The sequence below is a fragment of the Streptomyces sp. NPDC057307 genome, assembly GCF_042667665.1.
Classification (GTDB): Bacteria; Actinomycetota; Actinomycetes; order Streptomycetales; family Streptomycetaceae; genus Streptomyces.
Genome location: NZ_JBHUZM010000046.1, coordinates 1 through 17595 on the forward strand (window position 1 = coordinate 1; position 17595 = coordinate 17595).

The window sequence follows — 17595 nt, forward strand, 5'->3', positions numbered from 1 at the left end:
CCGCTACGACAAACGCCCCGACCGCTACCTCGCCGCCATCACCCTCGCCAGCACCCTCATCTGGCTCGACCAATGATCGACAAGACACCCCCTAGTCCTCAAGGGCCGGCTCACGGTAGGAAACGCATCTCCGGAAAGCGCGCCGATGGACCGGCCAGCAGGCGGCCGCCGCGGTGACCCAGGTGTCTGTCGAAGAACGCCCGCACGTACGGCCGCTGGACGGCGATGGACCGTCCGCCGTCGATGCTACCGATCAACGGCTCGCTGTCCTCCGCTGGAGTTCCGCTCTGAGGCAGCAGGATCTGGAAGTCGGTGAAGGACAGATGCCCGGCGTTCTTCAGCTGGATCCAGTATCGCGGGCCGCGCAGCCGGGTCCACATCTGATCCCAGGTCTGGTCGGCGTCGTCGGGGCTCTGGTAGTCGGCGCCCATCATCAGGAACGGCCGGTCCAGGCCGGCGGTGAGCACCCGGCCGAAGAAGGTGCCGTCCAGGTTGAGCCCGGCCCGCACCCGCCGGTCCACCAGCATCGTCTCGGCCGAGGCGGCACCGCCGAGGGACGCGCCGAACATCCCGACCCGGGACAGGTCGAGGGCCTTCGCGAGTCCCCGCGGCAGCGCCTGGCCCGATGCGTCGGGGTTGTGCCCGCGGCTGATCGCGGTCAGCTTGTCGAGGACGAAGCGGGTGTCGGCCACCCGGACGTCGAGCACCTTGCCCAGCGACGACTCCTCATCGTCGGGGCCGGCCGGCGGCGGGATCGAGTGGGTCGCGATCCGCCCGTCCGGGAACTCGACGAACTGCGCGTCGTGCGTGTGGTCGATCGTCACGACGACGAAGCCGTGGCTGGCCAGGTCCTCGACGAGCGCCGTGCTCCCGGTGCGCTCCCCGCCGAAGCCGGGTGAGTACATCACGACCGGCCGGCGGCCCAAGGCGGCTGGCGCGCCAGTGTGCCCGTGCGTGACCGGCAGCACGAAGCCACTCCCCGGCGGGTTGATGCGGGCCGCCACGCCCGGCGACACCCAATCCGCCCGCGGATGGCCGTGGACGCCGCGCGCCGGATACCAGATCTGCACCATCAGCTCGCGAACCTTCTCGGCCGGCACCCACGGATCGGGCCGGGACCGGTCGACGAGATGCAGCGAGACGGTGCCGATCCGCTCCGGCCCGGTCGGCCGCGGCAACGTCAGCCGGATGTCGGCCCCGGCGGCCATCCGGGACGGCAGGACAGGCTGCGGTTCAGCCGCGGCGGGCGAGCCGGCCAGCAGCATGGCGGCGGAGGCGAGAACTGCGACGAGTGTCTTCAAGGATCGACTCTCCGGGGTTGAGGAAGATCGGTACAGCGGTCAGCGATAGGCGATCTTGTGCGCTCATGACCGTGAGGCTTGGCGCGAGCCGGCGGCGAGGGTGCAGCAGGCGGCAATGGGCTGCCAGGACCGGTGTGCACAACCGGCGGCGCTCGCCGACGTGCCGGACAGACTGGCCGTCGACGCCTTCTTCGCCGGGACACTTCAGTGTGAGGCGGCCTCGCGGATGACGGCGACGGCCGCGGGGGCGTCCGGCACCGTGATGGTCACCGTACGGCCGGAGTTCAGCGTCAGGCGCAGGGCCGGCCCGGAGCGGAGCGTGCAGCACGTCCGGCGCGGGGTCCACCAGAAGCCGTACGCGACGGACCACGCCGACAGGTCGATGACCTCGGCGTGGGCGATCTGCGCGAGCCGGTACCTGCAGCGCGGCAGGCCGAGCACACCGAACCGGACTGTTACGCCGTGGGGGCCCGCGGCGGTCCGGACGCTGGCGGAGGTCAGCACCTCGAGCAGCACACCGGTGCCGATGACCAGCAGCAGGATCAGGAGATCGCCGTGGTCGCTCGCCGATAGGTTGCTCACGGCCAGCAGCAGCCCGACCAGGGCGACGCTCAGCACCACCATGGGCCAGTTCGTGGCCCGTCCCGTGTAGACCGAGTGCCGGCCGGGGCCGGCGAATGCGGATGTCGTCATCAGGCTCTGTCCTCTCCCTAAATCTTCTCAGTCGCGCCAAGACGCTCGGCGAGCCGTCCTGTGGGTCACATCAGTCGCTCGATGAGGCGGACCAGGTCGCTCTGGCCGAGGCCGTACCGGCGTGCCTCGGCCACCAGGGCCTGGGCGGCGTCGAGCACAGACGACGGCTCGGGCACCGCGGACGCCACCCGCGCACCGCGGCCCCGCCGGAATTCGAGCAGGCCCTCGTCGCGGAGCTGCCGGTAGGCGGCCAGCACGGTGTTGCGGTCGACCTCCAGCGCCTCGGCCAGCTCGGCCGCCGGGGGCAACTGCTCGCCGACGGCCAGATCGCCCGCGGCCACGCCCTGGCGGACGCAGCGGGCGACCTGGTGCGGGAGCAGCTCCCGCGACATGTGATCGATTACCCACCTCATAGTGCTAGCATTATCAGCACTATTCCGAGTTGGAGTCAATACCGGGCCACTGTGGGGATGCTGGTGCGGTCAAGGTGGTCGAGGTGGTCGAGGCGTCGGGATGTTCGGGTCCGGGAGTAGGTCGGCGAGGGCTGTCTGTATGGGGACGCGGTTGACGCCGTGGGCTTCCTCCTGGACGGGGCCACCGTCGTCGAGGTTCTTGAGCCCCGACGCCCCGGTCCGCTACATCACGCTCCCCCCGTCCATCCGCCCCGTACCCGACGACGACCAGGGGGCCTGCGACACCGCCGGCCGCATCTACCGCCACCAGTGGTTCGTACGGCCGAACCGCCGCACCTACCCCGGCCACGACGACCCGACGGGCAACTCCCGCAAGTGGGTCGGCCCTTACCTCGTCACCCCCGAAGGATGCGAGGACGCCCCGATCCTGGGCAGGGAACGCGTCGTCAGCGTCCTGCGCCGCTGAAGGCCCGCCACCAAGGGCGGGCACCCTGCTGGTTCAGGCTGCCTGCCCGAGGACGGCGGCGGTCAGGTCCTGGTCGCGGAGCCGGGTGAAGTCGACGTCGAGCTTCGGGTTATTGCCCGAGGGCGGACCGAAGCGGCGCCACCACTCCAACCAGTACGCGGTACGGGCCACGATCCCCATCAGCGTGCGCTCCGGCATCCGGACCTTGACTTCCTGCCCCAGCCGCCTCGCCGAGGGCCGCCGCGCTCGGGAAGCGCCGGCGTTCGGCACGCGGAGGCCGGGCCGTGGCGTTCCCACTCTTCTGTACGGCTCGTCGCCCGAGGCTCCTCAGTCAGGCCAAGTGGCCCGTGCGGAAGGCGGGTTCACGTACCAAGCGAATCGCCGGCGCCCATGTGCCGACCGGTCGGAACCCGGACCGCCCACCCCGGACTACAGGCCACCGGCGGGCAGTTGCAGGCCCTCGCCGCCGTCGGGCTGCTCGTGTTCGTGTTCGCCCCGGGCGGTCTCCAACAGGCGCCGCCAGGACGTGACGGTCGGCCTCCGCCGCAGCAGTGCCCGGCGCTCGCGCTCGGTCATGCCGCCCCAGACACCGAATTCCTCCCGGTTGTCGAGGGCATGGGCCAGGCACTCCGTGCGTACCGGACAGCCAAGACACACGGACTTCGCCTTGTTCTGCTCCTGACCCTGTACGAACAGGGTGTCCGGATCGACGGCCCGGCAGGCACCCCGTCCGCCCCACTCCGACTGTGCGTTCATCGCGCCCCCTTCCCCTGGAAGGTCAGACGCTACAAAACGCTTTACCGTTCCGACAGATGGCAGTTCGCTGATCACCCCTTCGGGTGACTGTTCGCACAGCGACGGCAAACATCGGAACGCGTCATTCGCCCAGTTCGTCCAGCAGCCGGCGGATCCGCCGCTGGATCTCGTCGCGGATCGGTCGCACGGCGTCGACGCCCTGGCCTGCCGGGTCTTCGAGCTGCCAGTCGAGGTACCGCTTGCCGGGGAAGACGGGGCAGCTGTCGCCGCAGCCCATGGTGATCACCACGTCGGACGCCCGCACCGCGTCCACGGTGAGGATCTTCGGGGTCTCGGCGGTGAGGTCGATACCCTCCTCGGCCATCGCCGCGACGACGGCCGGGTTCACCGTCCCGGCGGGGGCGGATCCGGCGGAGCGGACCTCGACCCGGTCGCCGGCGAGGTGGCTGAGGAAGGCGGCGGCCATCTGGGACCGGCCCGCGTTGTGGACGCATACGAACAGTACGGACGGCCTGGTCTCAGACACGGGCGGGGCCCTCCTCGGGGGTGACCGACTCGGCGGTGATCGGCTCGGGTGTGAGCGATTCGGCGGTGATGGGCTCGGCGGGCGCCGCAGCCGGTCGGGGGAAGAACCGGCGGGCGGCCAGGGCGACATGGACCAGTCCGATCAGCACCGGCACTTCGATGAGCGGTCCCACGACTCCGGCCAGCGCCTGCCCGGAGGTCGCGCCGAAGGTGGCGATCGCGACGGCGATGGCGAGTTCGAAGTTGTTGCCCGCGGCGGTGAACGCCAGCGTCGTCGCCTTCGGATGGTCGAGTCCGACAGCTTTTCCGAGGGCCATCGATCCGGCCCACATGACGGCGAAGTACACCAGGAGCGGCAGCGCGATCCTCGCGACATCCAGCGGCTTCGAGGTGATGGCCTCGCCCTGGAGGGCGAACAGGACGACGATGGTGAACAGCAGTCCGTACAGGGCGAACGGGCCGATACGGGGGATGAGCCGGTCCTCGTACCAGGCCCGGCTCTTGGCCTTCTCGCCGATCCGGCGGGTCAGGAACCCGGCCAGCAGCGGGATCCCGAGGAAGATCAGGACGGAGCGGGAGATCTCCCACACGGACACGTCGAGCGCGGTCCGCGCAAGGCCCAGCCAGCCTGGCAGTACGGAGAGATAGAACCAGCCGAGCAGACTGAACGCGACCACCTGGAAGACGGAGTTGACGGCGACCAGGACGGCCGCCGCCTCGCGGTCCCCGCCGGCGAGGTCGTTCCAGATGATGACCATGGCGATGCACCGGGCGAGACCGACGATGATCAGGCCGGTCCGGTACTCCGGCAGGTCGGGCAGGAAGATCCAGGCGAGGGCGAACATCAGGGCCGGGCCGAGGAGCCAGTTGAGGACCAGGGACGGGATCAGCAGGCGCCGGTCGCGGGCGACCGTGTCGATCCGGTCGTAGCGGACCTTGGCCAGGACGGGATACATCATCACGAGGAGGCCGAGTGCGATCGGCAGCGAGACCCCGGTGACCGTCACCTTCGCCAGCGCGTCACCGAGTCCGGGGACCAGGCGCCCGAGCCCCAGGCCCGCGGCCATGGCGATAAGGATCCACCCGGCGAGGAACCGGTCCAGGAAGGACAGCCGGGCGGACACCGGCCCGTTGGTGGTCCGGCTCATGCCGAGGCCCCGGCGGTGGCGCCGGCCTCAGTGGTCGCGCCGGCCTCAGTGGTCTCGGTGGTCGCGCGCGTCTCCGGCATTTCCGGCATCCCCGGAGTCTGTCGGGCGCCGGGACGGGTGAGGAGTCCGGCGAGCTTGTCGGTCGTCTCGGGCAGCAGCCAGTAGTACACCCATGTCCCGCGGCGTTCGCAGTCGATGAGTCCGGCCTGCCGCAGGAGCTTGAGGTGGTGGGAGATCGTCGGCTGGGACAGGTCGAAGGCGGGGGTGAGGTCGCAGACGCAGATCTCGCCACCGTCCCGCGAGGCGATCATCGACAGCAGCCGCAGCCGGACCGGGTCGCCCAGAGCCTTGAACATCTTCGCCAGCTCGACGGCCCGGTCCTCGGCGAGCGGGGCGGTCAGCAGCGTGGGGCAGCAGGCGTCGGTGGCGTCCTGGCCGAGCACCACAAGCTCTTGTTTCGACATTCTTCAATATTGACAGGCTTCGAATCAGGGCGCAAGGTTGCATCGAAGAACATCGATACAGTCCGTTCCCAGGGGCCTGTCCCAGCCCCTCCGGCAAGGAGTGAGAGTCATGAGCGAGCAGTCCACCGAACTGCGCGAGACCGTCCGTCGGCGTTATGCGGCAGCCGCCGTCCAGGTCGCCGAGGGCGGCACCGCGTGTTGCGGGCCGCAGGCCGTCGAGGTCGACGACAACTTCGGCGGAGCCCTCTACGCGGCCGACGAGCGCGCCGAACTGCCGGCCGATGCCCTGGCCGCTTCCCTCGGCTGCGGCAACCCCACCGCCGTCGCCGACCTCCGCGAGGGCGAGCGGGTCCTGGACCTCGGTTCCGGCGGCGGCATCGACGTCCTCCTCTCCGCCCGTCGAGTGGGCCCGACCGGCAAGGTGTACGGGCTCGACATGACCGAGGAGATGCTCGCCCTCGCCCTGGCGAACCGGCGCGAGGCCGGGGCCGGCAACGTCGAGTTCCTCAAAGGCGCCATCGAGGCGATCCCGCTGCCCGCGAACACGATCGACGTCGTCATCTCCAACTGCGTCATCAACCTGTCCACCGACAAGCCGGCCGTCTTCGCGGAGGCGTTCCGTGTGCTCGCCCCCGGCGGCCGGATCGGAATCTCGGACGTGGTCGCCGAGGACCACCTCGGCGCCGAACAGCGCGCCGAGCGCGGTGACTACGTCGGCTGTATCGCCGGCGCGCTCTCCTTCGCCGAATACCGTGCGGGACTGGAGGCCGCCGGATTCACCGGCATCGAGATCACCCCCACCCATGCCGTCGCCGACGGTGTGAGCTCGGCGATCGTTCGAGCCGCCAAGCCCGCCGGATGATTGACCGGGAGCAGTCGTAACAGTTATGGTTACGTCAAAGCCCGGAGGGAGGGTGCGAAGTGAGCGCCAACAGCAGGCTGACCATCGCGACCCATGCCCTGACCTGGATCGGGCTCTACCAGAGGCGCGGACACGAGGTCGCCACGTCGGAGCAGATAGCGGCGAGCGTCAACACCAACCCGGTGGTGATCAGGCGGCTGCTGGCCGAGCTGCGCGGGGCGGGGCTCGTCGACTCCCGGCGCGGCGCGGGTGCGGGATGGCTGCTCGCGCGCGAACTGGAAGCCATCACCCTGCTCGACGTGTACGACGCGGTGGAGCCCGGTCCGGTCTTCGCGCTGCACCGCTCGGTGCCGGACCCCGAATGTGTGGTGGGGCACGGCATCGGGCCCGCGATGCGGAACGTCTACGACGGGATCGAGAAGTCGCTCCGCGTGGAGCTGGCGCGCACCACGCTGGCGGATGTCCTGCGTGACGTACTGGCCACCGCGGGGTAGGGCGGGCCGCGGTCGTTTCGGGATCTGAGGTCTGAGGCCTGAGATCCGGATCCGCGACCGCGGCCCTTTTCTCGCCCATCAATGTAACAAAAATGGTTACCTCAAGAATTCGGAGCTTCTCATGGGACAGCTGAACGACAAGACCGCCCTGGTGACCGGTGGTTCCACCGGCATCGGACTCGCCATCGCCCGCCGCTTCGCGGCCGAGGGAGCGACCGTCTACCTCACCGGGCGGCGCCAGAAGGAACTGGACGCGGCCGTCGCGGAGGTCGGCGACCGAGGCATCGGCGTACGGAGCGACGTGTCCGAACTCGGCGACCTCGACCGCCTCTTCGCCGAGATCACCGCTCGCAGCGGGCGGCTCGACATCGTCGTCGCCAATGCCGGAGTGGGGACGTACGCCCTTGTCGGCGACATCACCGAGGAGGAGTACGACAGGACGTCGTCGATCAACCTCAAGGGAACGATCTTCACCGTGCAGAAGGCCCTCCCCTTGATGACGGCCGGTGGCTCCATCACCCTGGTCTCCTCCAGCGTCGGGCTGCGCGCGGCTCCCGGACTGGCCGTCTACGCCGCGACGAAGGCCGCCGTCCGCAGCCTGGCCCGCACCTGGGCGGCGGAACTCGCCGGCGGTGGGATCCGGGTCAACGCCCTCACGCCCGGACCGGTCGAGACCCCGGGCGGCGACGGCTTGCGGGCCAGTATTCCCACGAGTGGCGAGCCCGCTCCGGCGACCCCGCTCGGTCGCGTCGGCCGTCCTGACGAGGTCGCCGCCACGGCCCTCTATCTCGCGAGCGACCAGAGTTCCTTCACCACGGGAGCCGAACTCCTCGTCGACGGCGGTGTCACGCAGCTCTAGTGGGGTCGGGGGCGCTTCGGCGACGCCGAGAGCACGGACGAGAGCCCCGGACGGGTGACTCTTCGTGCAAATGTGCCCGTAGTTGTGTGGTCGTGTCCGAATCTATAGTTACGCGCTGTCCGCTATCGCGAGGGAGGCCGCTCATGGCCAGTGCGTTTCAGGAGCGCAAGCTCAAGGGGATGTTCGCCGCGTTGGACGTGGACAGCGACGGCTATCTGCGCGAGGAGGACTTCAGGGCGCTGGTCGCCCGCTGGAGCAGGTTGCCGGGAGTGGGGCCCGGCACGGAGTTGCGTACGCGGGTGGAGACGCTGCTGATGGGCTGGTGGGCGGCGCTGCTGGAGACCGGGGACGCCAATGGGGACGGCGCGGTCGACCTGGGTGAACTGCTCGCGCTCGTCGACAAGTTGCCCACGATGATCGCGGATGTGTCCGCGACCGCCGAGACGGTCTTCGACGCCGTGGACTCCAACGGCGACGGCGTCATATCCCCGGAGGAGCACCGCAGGCTCGTGGAGACCTGGAACGGCCGGCCCGTGGACATGACGGGCGTCTTCGAACTGCTCGATCTGAACGGCGACGGCCACCTGAGCCGCGACGAGTTCGCGATCCTGTGGCGTCAGTTCTGGATCAGCGACGACCCGGCGGAACCGGGCAACCTGCTCTGCGGCCGGTTCGCCGCGTAGGGCCAACCCGGCCCGGGAGCACGTAATCCCGCCGCGGTCCCCGCCCGGGGACCGCGGCGCGTTCGTGTCAGGCGCGGTTGGTCAGATAGCCGCCCATGGAGGTGAAGTACTCCGTCGCGGGCAACTCGCGGCCGTCCTCGGTCCGTACGCGCGTGATGGCCAGGCCGCGGTTGCGGCCGGTGCGCGCGTCGGCTCCGGCGACGATCACCACGCCGTCACCCTCGCGGTAGAAGATCCGGCCGGGCGTACCGCCGTAGCGGCCCTCGGACACCACCGCGGCCAGCACTTCGAGCCGCTTGCCCTTGTGGAAGGTGAAGGCGCTGGGGTACGGCTCCGACTGGGCGCGGACCAGGCGTTCGAGGTCCTCCGCCGGCCAGGACCAGTCGACCCGGATGTCCTCGACGGACCGCTTGTGGAAGAAGGTCGCCTGCGAGCGGTCCTGCTTGGTGAACTCCGTCTGCCCGGCGGCGATGAGGCCGAGCGCGCCGATGGTGACCGGGGCGATGAGGTCGACGGTCTTGTGGAAGAGGTCGGTCGCGGTGTCCGTCGGTCCGACCGGCACCGCCTCCTGCCGGACGATGTCGCCGGCGTCGAGTTCGTCGTCCATCAGGTGCGCGGTGACGCCCACTTCGGGCTCGCCGTTGATCAGCGCCCAGATCAGCGGGGAGAAACCGGCGTACTTCGGCAGCAGCGAGTCGTGCACGTTCAGCGTGCCGTGACGCGGGAGGCCGAAGATCCGCGGGGGGATCCAGGTCCGCCAGTTGTTCGCCACGATGATGTCCGGATCGGACTCCTTGAGCCGTTCGAACAGTTCCTCGTCGTCGGGCCGGTTGCGGATCAGCACCGGGACGCCGTGCTCCTCGGCGAGATCGGCGACGGAGTCGCTCCAGATCTTCTCGTACGCGTGCTCGCTCTTGGGGTGTGTCACGACCAGCACCACGTCGTGCTCGGAGTCCAGAAGGGCTTGCAGGGTGCGATGGCCCCAGGTCTGGTAACCGAACATGACGACCCGCATGGGGTTCCTCCTCAGAGCAGGGATGGACCGACGGAGAGTTAAGCAAGGCTTACCTTAGTTTGCAACTCGCCCATGTGATACCCCAGTCAGCGGGTCCCGGCGGCAGGGGGTCCTATCGACAGCCGCTGGGGATTAGCTTAGGCTCACCTAAGTTCAGGCGGGCTGCTTCGTCGGCGTGCCCGCCCTTCGTACCTTCCCCCCGCACCTGACAGGCGGCTTCCCCCGTATGAATGGGAGTGACATGTCACAGGTTCTTCCTGGCGACGCAGCACCGGTCTACGACCTCATAGGTATCGGCTTCGGGCCGTCCAATGTGGCCATGTCGATCGCGGTCAGCGAGCACAACGCACGCGTCGGCAGGCAGGAGTCCGTCACCGCTCACTTCTTCGAGCAGCAGCCGCGATTCGGCTGGCACCGGGGCATGTTGATCGACGACGCGACCATGCAGGTCTCCTTCCTCAAGGACCTGGTGACGCTCCGGAACCCGACCAGCGAGTTCAGCTTCCTCTGCTACCTGCAGAGCAAGGGCCGGCTGATCGACTTCATCAACCACAAGAACCTCTTCCCGCTGCGGGTCGAGTTCCACGACTACTTCGAGTGGGCCGCGGCCAAGGTCGACGACATGGTCTCGTACGGCCACGAGGTCGTCGGCGTGACGCCGATCGTCCACGACGGAACCGTCGAGTACCTGGACGTGACCGTACGGTCGGGGGAGGGGCTCGTGGTCCACCGGGCCCGCAACCTCGTCATCGGCACCGGACTGCGCCCGCAGATGCCGGCGGGCGTGGAGCGCGGCGACCGCGTCTGGCACAACTCCGAACTGCTGAAGAAGGTCGACGGGTTGGAGGGCACCTCGCCTTCCCGGTTCGTCGTCGTCGGCGCCGGGCAGAGCGCCGCCGAGAACGTCGCCTACCTGCACCGCCGCTTCCCGGAGGCCGAGGTCTGCGCGGTCTTCTCCCGCTACGGCTACAGCCCCGCCGACGACAGCGGCTTCGCCAACCGGATCTTCGACCCCGAGGCGGTCGACCAGTACTTCGCCGCGCCCGACGAGGTCAAGACGCGGCTGATGGACTATCACGGGAACACCAACTACTCCGTGGTGGACATCGACTTGATCGACGACCTGTACCGGCAGAGCTACCAGGAGAAGGTCCTCGGCACCGAGCGGCTGCGCTTCATCAACGTGTCCCGGCTCGTCGACGTCAAGGAGACGCCGGACAAGGCCCGTGCCACGGTGAAGTCACTCGTCACGGGCGAGGAGACCTTCCTGGACGCGGATGTCGTGGTGTTCGCCACCGGTTACAGCCAGGCCGACCCCGTCGGCCTCCTCGGCGATGTCGCCGAGCGCTGCCTCCGCGACGACGAGGGCCGGGTCCGTGTCGAGCGCGACTACCGCATCGCGACGGACGACGACCTGCGCTGCGGCATCTACCTGCAGGGCGGCACGGAGCACACGCACGGCATCACGTCGTCCCTGCTGTCCAACACCGCGATCCGGGTCGGCGAGATCCTGGACTCGCTCCTCGACCGGGGTGCCAAGGCAGCCTCCGGCGAGGCCCGGCAGACCTCGGTGTGAGCCGGGCCCCACGGCCGGGCCTCCGGGGTCTGCCCCCGGGTCTGCCCCCGGGTCCGTCCACGGGTCCGTCCACGGGTCCGTCCACGGGGCGTGGGACGCCCGACCGGCCCTGCCTCCCTCGTAGATCAAAGGGATAACGTACGTCGACATGAGCACGACTGCAGTGGAACGCCCGATACCCAAGGGCACGACGGAAGCCCGCCGGCACCGGGCCCTCGGGCTGGGCGTGCTGGTGGTGATCCTGCTGGTCATGGGCGTCGTCTCGCTGGCCGTCGGCGCCCGCGCGCTGAGTCCCGCCGAGGTGTGGCACGGACTGTTCGCCGCGCCGGAGTCCGACCAGCGGCTCACCGAGATCAGGCTCATCGTGCACACCGTGCGGGTGCCCCGGACGGTGCTCGCGATCGTGGCGGGTATCGCCCTCGGGGTCGGCGGAGCCCTGATCCAGGGGTACACGCGCAACCCGATCGCGGACACCGGGCTGCTCGGGGTGAACGCCGGCGCCTCGTTCGCCGTGGTGACGGCGATCGCCCTGTTCGGGTTCACCGACCCCTTCCAGTACGTCTGGTTCGCCTTCGTGGGAGCGGGCGTCGCCGGTGTCGTCGTGTTCGGTCTGTCGAGCATCGGCCGGGGCGCCGGCAATCCGCTGACGCTCGTACTGGCGGGACAGGGCGTCACGGTCTTCCTCGCGGCGATGACCACGGCGATCTCCCTGTCCGACCAGAAGTCGCTGAACGCGCTGCGGTTCTGGAACTCGGGCTCCGTGGCCGGTGTCGGCTTCGGTGTCATCTGGCCGGTGGCCGCGTTCGTCGCGGTCGGACTGGTGCTGGCGCTGTTCACGCTGCCCGCCCTCAACCTGCTCAACCTCGGTGACGATGTGGCGCGCGGGCTGGGTGTGAACATGGCGCTCACCCGCACCATCGGCATCGTCGCCATCACCCTGCTGGCGGGAGCGGCGACGGCGGCATGCGGCCCCATCGCGTTCCTCGGGCTCATGGTGGCCCATGTGGCCCGGTATCTCACCGGGCCGGACTACCGCTGGCTGGTGCCGTACGCGGGTCTGCTCGGGGCCCTGATCCTGTTGTTCAGTGACATCGTGGGGCGATTGGTGGTGCGGCCGGGCGAGTTGGACTCGGGCGTCGTCGTCGCCCTCCTCGGCGCCCCGTTCTTCGCGGGCCTCGTGTGGCGAGGAAAGTTCAAGAGCGCATGAACAAGACAGACCTGACGCACCAGAGGCGCGACGAGTCCGTGAAGCGACCGGTGGCGCCGGGCGCCCGGCTCGGGGGGCTGTCGTTCGTCTGGCGTCCCTGGATGGTGCTGGTCACACTGCTCCTCACGGGAGCGACCTTCCTGGTGTTCTGTGTCTCCATCGGCGTCGGGGACTTCCCCATCGGACTGCCCCAGGTGGTCGCCACCCTCTTCGGCCGGGGTGAGCAGGTCGACCAGTTCGTGATCATGGACCTGCGGATGCCACGTGCCCTCGCCGGTCTTGTCGTGGGGATCGCGCTGGGGGTGTCCGGGGCGATCACGCAGGCCGTCGCGCGCAATCCGCTGGCCAGCCCCGACATTCTGGGAATCACCTGGGGCGCCGGCGCGGTCGCGGTGTTCCTGGTGACGGTGTCGAGCGGCACCACCGCGGCGGTGGTCAGCTCGGTGGGCCTGTCCGCGGCCGCGCTCGCCGGCGGTCTCGGTACGGGGCTGCTGGTGTACTTCCTGGCCTGGCGGCGCGGGATCGACGGCTTCCGGCTCATCCTGATCGGTATCTCGGTGAGTGCGGTGATGCAGGCGATCACCACCTGGCTGCTGGTCCAGGCCGACATCAGGGACGTCGCGCGGGCCCAGGTGTGGCTGGTCGGCTCGCTGGACAACCGGTCGTGGGACGACGTACGGGTGGCGCTCTGGTGCACGGTCGTCCTCATGGCCGTCGTGGCCGCCGCCGCTTTCCAGTTCAAGCCGCTGCACCTCGGCGACGAGGTCGCCGCCGGCCTGGGCGTCCGCTACTCGATGGTGCGGGCGGTCCTGCTGCTCTGCGCGGTCCTGCTGGCGGCCGTCGCCGTCAGCGCGGCGGGCCCGGTCGCGTTCGTGGCGCTGGTGGCGCCGCAGGTGGCGATGCGTCTGGTCCGCTGCCCGACACCGCCGTTGGTGGCTTCCGGCCTGGTGGGCGCGTTGCTGCTGATCGGCGCGGACCTGATCGCGCGTGCGGCGCTGCCGATCACGCTCCCCGTAGGTGTGGTGACCGCCGCGATCGGCGGGCCCTTCCTCGTCTATCTGCTGGTGAGGGCGAACCTCCGGCAGACGGATAGATGATAAAAAGGTTAGGCAAACCTAATAAGGGGGGCCTGTGGCTGCTCAGTACATCACCGAGATCGAGACCGAGGTCGCGTCCGGCGCCGACGGCGTCGCACGGCTGGCGGCCAGGGGAGTCACGGTCGGGTACGGCGGCCGGACCGTCATCGACGACCTCGACGTGTCGATCCCGCCAGGCGTGATCACCACGATCATCGGCCCCAACGGCTGTGGCAAGTCGACCCTGTTGCGCACCCTTACGCGGCTGCTCAAGCCGACCAGGGGCACGGTCGTGCTCGACGGTGAGGACATCGGCAGGCTCAGGACCCGGGACGTGGCGAAGAAGCTCGGTCTGCTGCCGCAGGCGCCGGTCGCGCCGGAGGGTCTGACGGTGTCCGACCTGGTCGCCAGGGGGCGCCATCCGCACCAGAGTTGGCTGCGGCAGTGGTCGTCGGACGACGCCGACGTCGTGGAGCGCGCGCTCGCCATGACCGGCGTGGCCGATCTGGCCGACCGCCCGGTCGACTCGCTCTCCGGCGGACAGCGTCAGCGCGTCTGGATATCGATGACGCTGGCTCAGGGCACCGATCTGCTGCTGCTGGACGAGCCGACCACCTACCTGGACCTGGCGCACGCGATCGACGTGCTCGACCTGGTGGACGACCTGCACGAGTCGGGGCGCACCGTGGTCATGGTGCTGCACGACCTCAATCTGGCGACGCGTTACAGCGACAACCTCATCGTGATGCGCGAGGGTTCGATCCTGGCGCAGGGGCATCCGCGTGATGTGATCACCGCCGAGTTGCTGCACGAGGCGTTCGGGCTGCGCGCCCAGGTGATCGACGCCCCGGTGGGCGACAGCCCGATCATCGTGCCGCTGGGCCGTACGCACGTCTAGCCCGCCGCAGCTCGCCGGATGCCGCTGTCGCCGTCCGTGCGGTTGCCCCGGTCCAACCCAAGGGTCGGTAAAGGGATTTCACAAGTTAGGCTAGGCTAACCTCACCAACGCAGGTTAAGGTTTGGCTGCCCTAAGACGAGGGTGCAGCGGACAGCGCGAACGCAAGGGACTGACGGATGCTTCTCCATAGAACGACGATCGTGAAGCCATGGCGCCGGCTGGCGGCGACACTGTCCGCCGCGGCGCTCGGTGTCGGCCTCCTCGCGGGATGTGGTTCCGACGACTCGGCGGACACGTCGAGCGACGACGCCCCCGCCGCCGCCTCCGGGGCCTTCCCGGTCACCGTGGAGCACGCGTTCGGATCCACGAAGGTCACCAAGGCCCCGAAGCGGGTCGTCACGGTCGGCTACACCGACGACCAGGCCGTCCTGGCCCTGGGCGTCAAGCCGGTCGGCATGGTCGACCAGTACCCGAACCCGGCGGGCAAGACCCCCGACATCAACACCCAGTGGCCCTGGGTGAAGGACAAGTGGGGCGACGCCCGCCCCGAGGTCATCATGAAGAACGGTGACTCGGGCCCCAACTACGAGAAGATCGCGGCGCTGCGCCCGGACCTGATCATCGCGGTCTACTCCGAGGTCGACCAGGCCGCCTACGACAAGCTCTCCAAGATCGCCCCGACGGTGGGCCGCACCAAGGCGGAGAAGGAGCCCTTCAGCGCTCCCTGGCAGGACAACGCGGGCCAGATCGCCAAGGCGCTCGGCAAGGCGGACGAGGGCGCCGAGCAGATCCAGGGCATCCAGGGCAAGCTCGACGCGGCGAAGAAGGCCAATCCCGAGTTCGCCGACCAGACCGCGGTCGTCATCTCCTGGTACAAGGACTCGATCTCCCCGTTCACCTCGACCGACGTGCGCGGGCAGTTGGTGACCGGCGCCGGATTCAAGTACCAGACCAAGATCGACGAGATCGCGGACGGCGGTTTCTCCACCGAGCTGTCGCCCGAGCGCATCGACCTGATCGACGTCGACCGCATCTTCGTCGTCAACGACAAGGCGGACACCGAGGCGTTGAAGAAGTTCGAGCTGTTCGCCAACCTGCCGGCGGTCAAGAACGGGAAGGTCTCCTACCTGCTGGACAGTGAGGGCCCGGCGGTCGGCGCGGCCATGTCCCAGGGCACCCTGCCGTCCCTGCCGTACGCGATCGACGAACTCGTCAAGTCCGCCAAGTAGAGAAGACGATGGTGATCAGTCCCTCCCGGCCCCGCTCCAGGCCCCGTTCCCGTCATCGACTCGGCCCGGTCTCCGGGTGAGCGCCACCGGCACCCGCCTCGCCCCGGCGGCAAGTCTGCGTACGGCGACCGGAGGCGAGGCCACCCGGTGGGTCGTGGCGCACTGCCGCGAAGCGCCGTGGCTGACGCTCGCCACCGTGCTGACCACGGTAGCCGGGGCGGCGCTCCAGGTGCTGCCGGTGCTGCTGCTGGGACAGGTGGTCGACGGGGTGGTCGAGGGCGAGTCGCGCTCGGTCCTGGTCACCGTCGGCGTACTGATGGGGGCCGCCGCGCTGCTCGGCGCGGCGGCCACCGCCGTGTCGACGTATCTGATCGGACGGCTGGGCGCGGATCTGCTCGCGCAGCTGCGGGAACGCGCCGTCCGGGCGGTGCTGGGGATGCCGAGCGCACGGATCGAACAGGTCGGCCGGGGCGATGTGCTGTCGCGCGTCGGTGACGATGTGGCCGTGCTGTCCAAGGGCATCCGTACGGCCGTCCCCACCGTGTTCTCGGCGGGCGTGCTGGTCTTCATCGCCACCGTCGGCATGTTCGGACTGGACTGGCGGCTCGGTCTGGCGGGCGCCGGCGCTCTGCCCGCGTACGCGCTGGCGCTGCGCTGGTATCTCCCGAGGTCCGCCCCGCTCTACCGGAAGCAGCGGGTGGCCCAGGCCGACCGGGCGCAGGCGCTGATCAGCGGGCTCAACGGGATCGACACCGTACGGGCGTACCGCCTGGAGGAATCCGTCCGCGAGACGGTCACCCGGGAGTCGTGGCGGGTGCGGAATCTCGGCATCGAGGTGTTCCGGTTCTTCGGCCGGTTCGTCGGCAGGGAGAACCGCGCCGAGTTCATCGGTCTCGTCCTGATCCTGCTCGTGGGGTACGCCCTGTTGGAGGCCGATGCCGCCAGCCTGGGCGAGGTGTCGGCGGCCCCGCTGATGTTCCACCGGCTGTTCACCCCGCTGGGCGCGATCATGTTCACCTTCGACGAGGCGCAGAAGTCGGGTGCGAGCCTGACCCGTCTGGTCGGGGTGTTGGGGGAGGACGCGGAGGACCGCCTGGTGGGCGACCGTTCCGTCGCGGCCGCCGAGGTCGCGCCGTACCCCGTGACGGTGGAGGGGCTGACGTTCAGCTATCCCGACACCGACGAACCGGTCCTCAGGGACGTCGACTTGACGATTCCGGCGGGCGGCTCACTGGCCCTGGTGGGCGCGACGGGCGCGGGCAAGTCGACGCTGGCCGCGCTGATCGCCGGTATCGGCACCCCGCAGGCCGGTTCGGTACGTATCGGATCGCACGATCTCGCCGGTCTGGACGAGGCCGGGGCGCGGGCCCTGGTGAGCATCCTCACGCAGGAGACGCATGTGTTCTCCGGCCCGCTCGCCGACGACCTGCGGCTCGCCGCGCCGGACGCGACCGAGGCCCAACTGGCGGACGCGCTGCGCACCGTCGGCGCCCACGAGTGGGTCGACGCGCTGCCCGACGGGCTGAACACCCCGGTCGGTGAGGGCGGTGAGCGACTGGATGTGACCAAGGTCGCCCAGATCGCCCTGGCCCGGCTGGTGTTGGGCCGGTCGCCGGTGGTGGTGCTCGACGAGTCGACCGCGGAGGCGGGCAGCGAGGGCGCCGCCGAGCTGGAACGGGCCGTGCTGGCCGCGTGCGCGGGCCGGACCACGCTGTTCGTGGCGCACCGGCTGACCCAGGCGATGGCGGCGGACCGGATCGCCGTGCTGGACGCGGGGCGTGTGGTCGAGCGGGGGACCCATGACGAGCTGGTGGCTCTGGGGGGCCGTTACGCGCGGTTGTGGCAGGCGTGGCGAGAAGGTAGCTAGGACAGCCTTGATTAGGCGAGCCTAAGTTAGGTTAGGCTAACTTTCATGCCTGGAAGGGATGCT

20 protein-coding genes are annotated in these 17595 nt (G+C 69.6%); 11 read left to right on the top strand and 9 right to left on the bottom strand.

Annotation, left to right across the window (positions count from 1 at the left end; genetic code table 11):
- Window positions 1–110 precede the first annotated feature (110 nt).
- The 3 genes from ACFUN8_RS18100 to ACFUN8_RS18110 form a co-directional block, all read right to left on the bottom strand.
- Window positions 111–1301 carry an alpha/beta hydrolase family protein gene (locus ACFUN8_RS18100; RefSeq protein WP_383638038.1) on the bottom strand — a complete coding sequence of 397 codons (1191 nt, stop codon included), beginning with the start codon at window positions 1299–1301 and terminating at the stop codon, window positions 111–113.
- 204 nt (window positions 1302–1505) lie between these two features.
- Window positions 1506–1994 carry a hypothetical protein gene (locus tag ACFUN8_RS18105; RefSeq protein ID WP_383638041.1) on the bottom strand — a complete coding sequence of 163 codons (489 nt, stop codon included), beginning with the start codon at window positions 1992–1994 and terminating at the stop codon, window positions 1506–1508.
- A gap of 65 nt (window positions 1995–2059) precedes the next feature.
- Window positions 2060–2407 carry a GntR family transcriptional regulator gene (locus ACFUN8_RS18110; RefSeq protein ID WP_383638044.1) on the bottom strand — a complete coding sequence of 116 codons (348 nt, stop codon included), beginning with the start codon at window positions 2405–2407 and terminating at the stop codon, window positions 2060–2062.
- Between the two features lie 199 nt (window positions 2408–2606).
- On the opposite strand from ACFUN8_RS18110, the gene ACFUN8_RS18115 reads away from it, so the two are divergent.
- Complete coding sequence (locus tag ACFUN8_RS18115) at window positions 2607–2873, top strand: hypothetical protein (RefSeq protein ID WP_383638047.1); 267 nt, start codon at window positions 2607–2609, stop codon at window positions 2871–2873.
- A gap of 33 nt (window positions 2874–2906) precedes the next feature.
- Here ACFUN8_RS18115 and ACFUN8_RS18120 read toward each other — a convergent pair whose 3' ends face one another.
- The 5 genes from ACFUN8_RS18120 to ACFUN8_RS18140 form a co-directional block, all read right to left on the bottom strand.
- Window positions 2907–3071 carry a hypothetical protein gene (locus tag ACFUN8_RS18120; RefSeq protein WP_383638049.1) on the bottom strand — a complete coding sequence of 55 codons (165 nt, stop codon included), beginning with the start codon at window positions 3069–3071 and terminating at the stop codon, window positions 2907–2909.
- A gap of 231 nt (window positions 3072–3302) precedes the next feature.
- The gene (locus ACFUN8_RS18125; RefSeq protein WP_383638051.1) at window positions 3303–3629 is read right to left on the bottom strand and encodes a WhiB family transcriptional regulator; all 327 of its coding nucleotides are present in this window, start codon (window positions 3627–3629) and stop codon (window positions 3303–3305) included.
- 121 nt (window positions 3630–3750) lie between these two features.
- The gene (locus ACFUN8_RS18130) at window positions 3751–4155 is read right to left on the bottom strand and encodes an arsenate reductase ArsC (RefSeq protein ID WP_383638053.1); all 405 of its coding nucleotides are present in this window, start codon (window positions 4153–4155) and stop codon (window positions 3751–3753) included.
- Window positions 4148–5302, bottom strand: a complete 1155-nt coding sequence (arsB, locus tag ACFUN8_RS18135) for an ACR3 family arsenite efflux transporter (protein WP_383638056.1) — start codon at window positions 5300–5302, stop codon at window positions 4148–4150. Before arsB ends, ACFUN8_RS18130 begins: the two co-directional genes overlap by 8 nt.
- Window positions 5299–5766 (bottom strand): ArsR/SmtB family transcription factor, encoded by a 468-nt coding sequence (locus tag ACFUN8_RS18140; protein WP_383638060.1) that lies wholly within the window; start codon window positions 5764–5766, stop codon window positions 5299–5301. Before ACFUN8_RS18140 ends, arsB begins: the two co-directional genes overlap by 4 nt.
- Window positions 5767–5875: 109 nt before the next feature.
- On the opposite strand from ACFUN8_RS18140, the gene arsM reads away from it, so the two are divergent.
- From arsM to ACFUN8_RS18160, 4 genes are all read left to right on the top strand, one after another.
- Window positions 5876–6628 carry an arsenite methyltransferase gene (gene arsM, locus ACFUN8_RS18145; protein ID WP_383638063.1) on the top strand — a complete coding sequence of 251 codons (753 nt, stop codon included), beginning with the start codon at window positions 5876–5878 and terminating at the stop codon, window positions 6626–6628.
- A gap of 59 nt (window positions 6629–6687) precedes the next feature.
- The gene (locus ACFUN8_RS18150) at window positions 6688–7122 is read left to right on the top strand and encodes an Rrf2 family transcriptional regulator (RefSeq protein ID WP_383638065.1); all 435 of its coding nucleotides are present in this window, start codon (window positions 6688–6690) and stop codon (window positions 7120–7122) included.
- 121 nt (window positions 7123–7243) lie between these two features.
- A complete protein-coding gene (locus ACFUN8_RS18155; RefSeq protein ID WP_383638068.1) occupies window positions 7244–7981 on the top strand; it encodes an SDR family NAD(P)-dependent oxidoreductase in 738 nt (245 codons plus the stop codon).
- A gap of 143 nt (window positions 7982–8124) precedes the next feature.
- Window positions 8125–8664: an EF-hand domain-containing protein gene (locus ACFUN8_RS18160; protein WP_383638071.1), complete on the top strand. Its 540-nt coding sequence runs from the start codon at window positions 8125–8127 to the stop codon at window positions 8662–8664.
- 67 nt (window positions 8665–8731) lie between these two features.
- Here the strand turns inward: ACFUN8_RS18160 and ACFUN8_RS18165 are convergent, their stop codons facing one another.
- Entirely contained in the window at window positions 8732–9679 is a 948-nt protein-coding gene (locus ACFUN8_RS18165) for a methionyl-tRNA formyltransferase (protein ID WP_383638074.1), read from the bottom strand.
- A gap of 241 nt (window positions 9680–9920) precedes the next feature.
- Between ACFUN8_RS18165 and ACFUN8_RS18170 the strand changes: the two genes are divergently transcribed.
- The 6 genes from ACFUN8_RS18170 (at window position 9921) to ACFUN8_RS18195 (ending at window position 17532) form a co-directional block, all read left to right on the top strand.
- Window positions 9921–11255, top strand: a complete 1335-nt coding sequence (locus ACFUN8_RS18170; RefSeq protein WP_383638077.1) for a lysine N(6)-hydroxylase/L-ornithine N(5)-oxygenase family protein — start codon at window positions 9921–9923, stop codon at window positions 11253–11255.
- A gap of 148 nt (window positions 11256–11403) precedes the next feature.
- On the top strand, window positions 11404–12462 hold the full coding sequence (locus ACFUN8_RS18175; RefSeq protein ID WP_383638080.1) for a FecCD family ABC transporter permease: 1059 nt from the start codon (window positions 11404–11406) through the stop codon (window positions 12460–12462).
- The gene (locus ACFUN8_RS18180) at window positions 12459–13559 is read left to right on the top strand and encodes a FecCD family ABC transporter permease (protein ID WP_383638083.1); all 1101 of its coding nucleotides are present in this window, start codon (window positions 12459–12461) and stop codon (window positions 13557–13559) included. Before ACFUN8_RS18175 ends, ACFUN8_RS18180 begins: the two co-directional genes overlap by 4 nt.
- A 34-nt stretch (window positions 13560–13593) precedes the next feature.
- Window positions 13594–14436, top strand: a complete 843-nt coding sequence (locus ACFUN8_RS18185; protein WP_383638086.1) for an ABC transporter ATP-binding protein — start codon at window positions 13594–13596, stop codon at window positions 14434–14436.
- A 176-nt stretch (window positions 14437–14612) separates the two neighbouring features.
- Window positions 14613–15665, top strand: a complete 1053-nt coding sequence (locus ACFUN8_RS18190; protein ID WP_383638089.1) for an iron-siderophore ABC transporter substrate-binding protein — start codon at window positions 14613–14615, stop codon at window positions 15663–15665.
- A gap of 76 nt (window positions 15666–15741) precedes the next feature.
- Window positions 15742–17532 carry an ABC transporter ATP-binding protein gene (locus ACFUN8_RS18195; protein ID WP_383638092.1) on the top strand — a complete coding sequence of 597 codons (1791 nt, stop codon included), beginning with the start codon at window positions 15742–15744 and terminating at the stop codon, window positions 17530–17532.
- Window positions 17533–17595 lie beyond the last annotated feature (63 nt).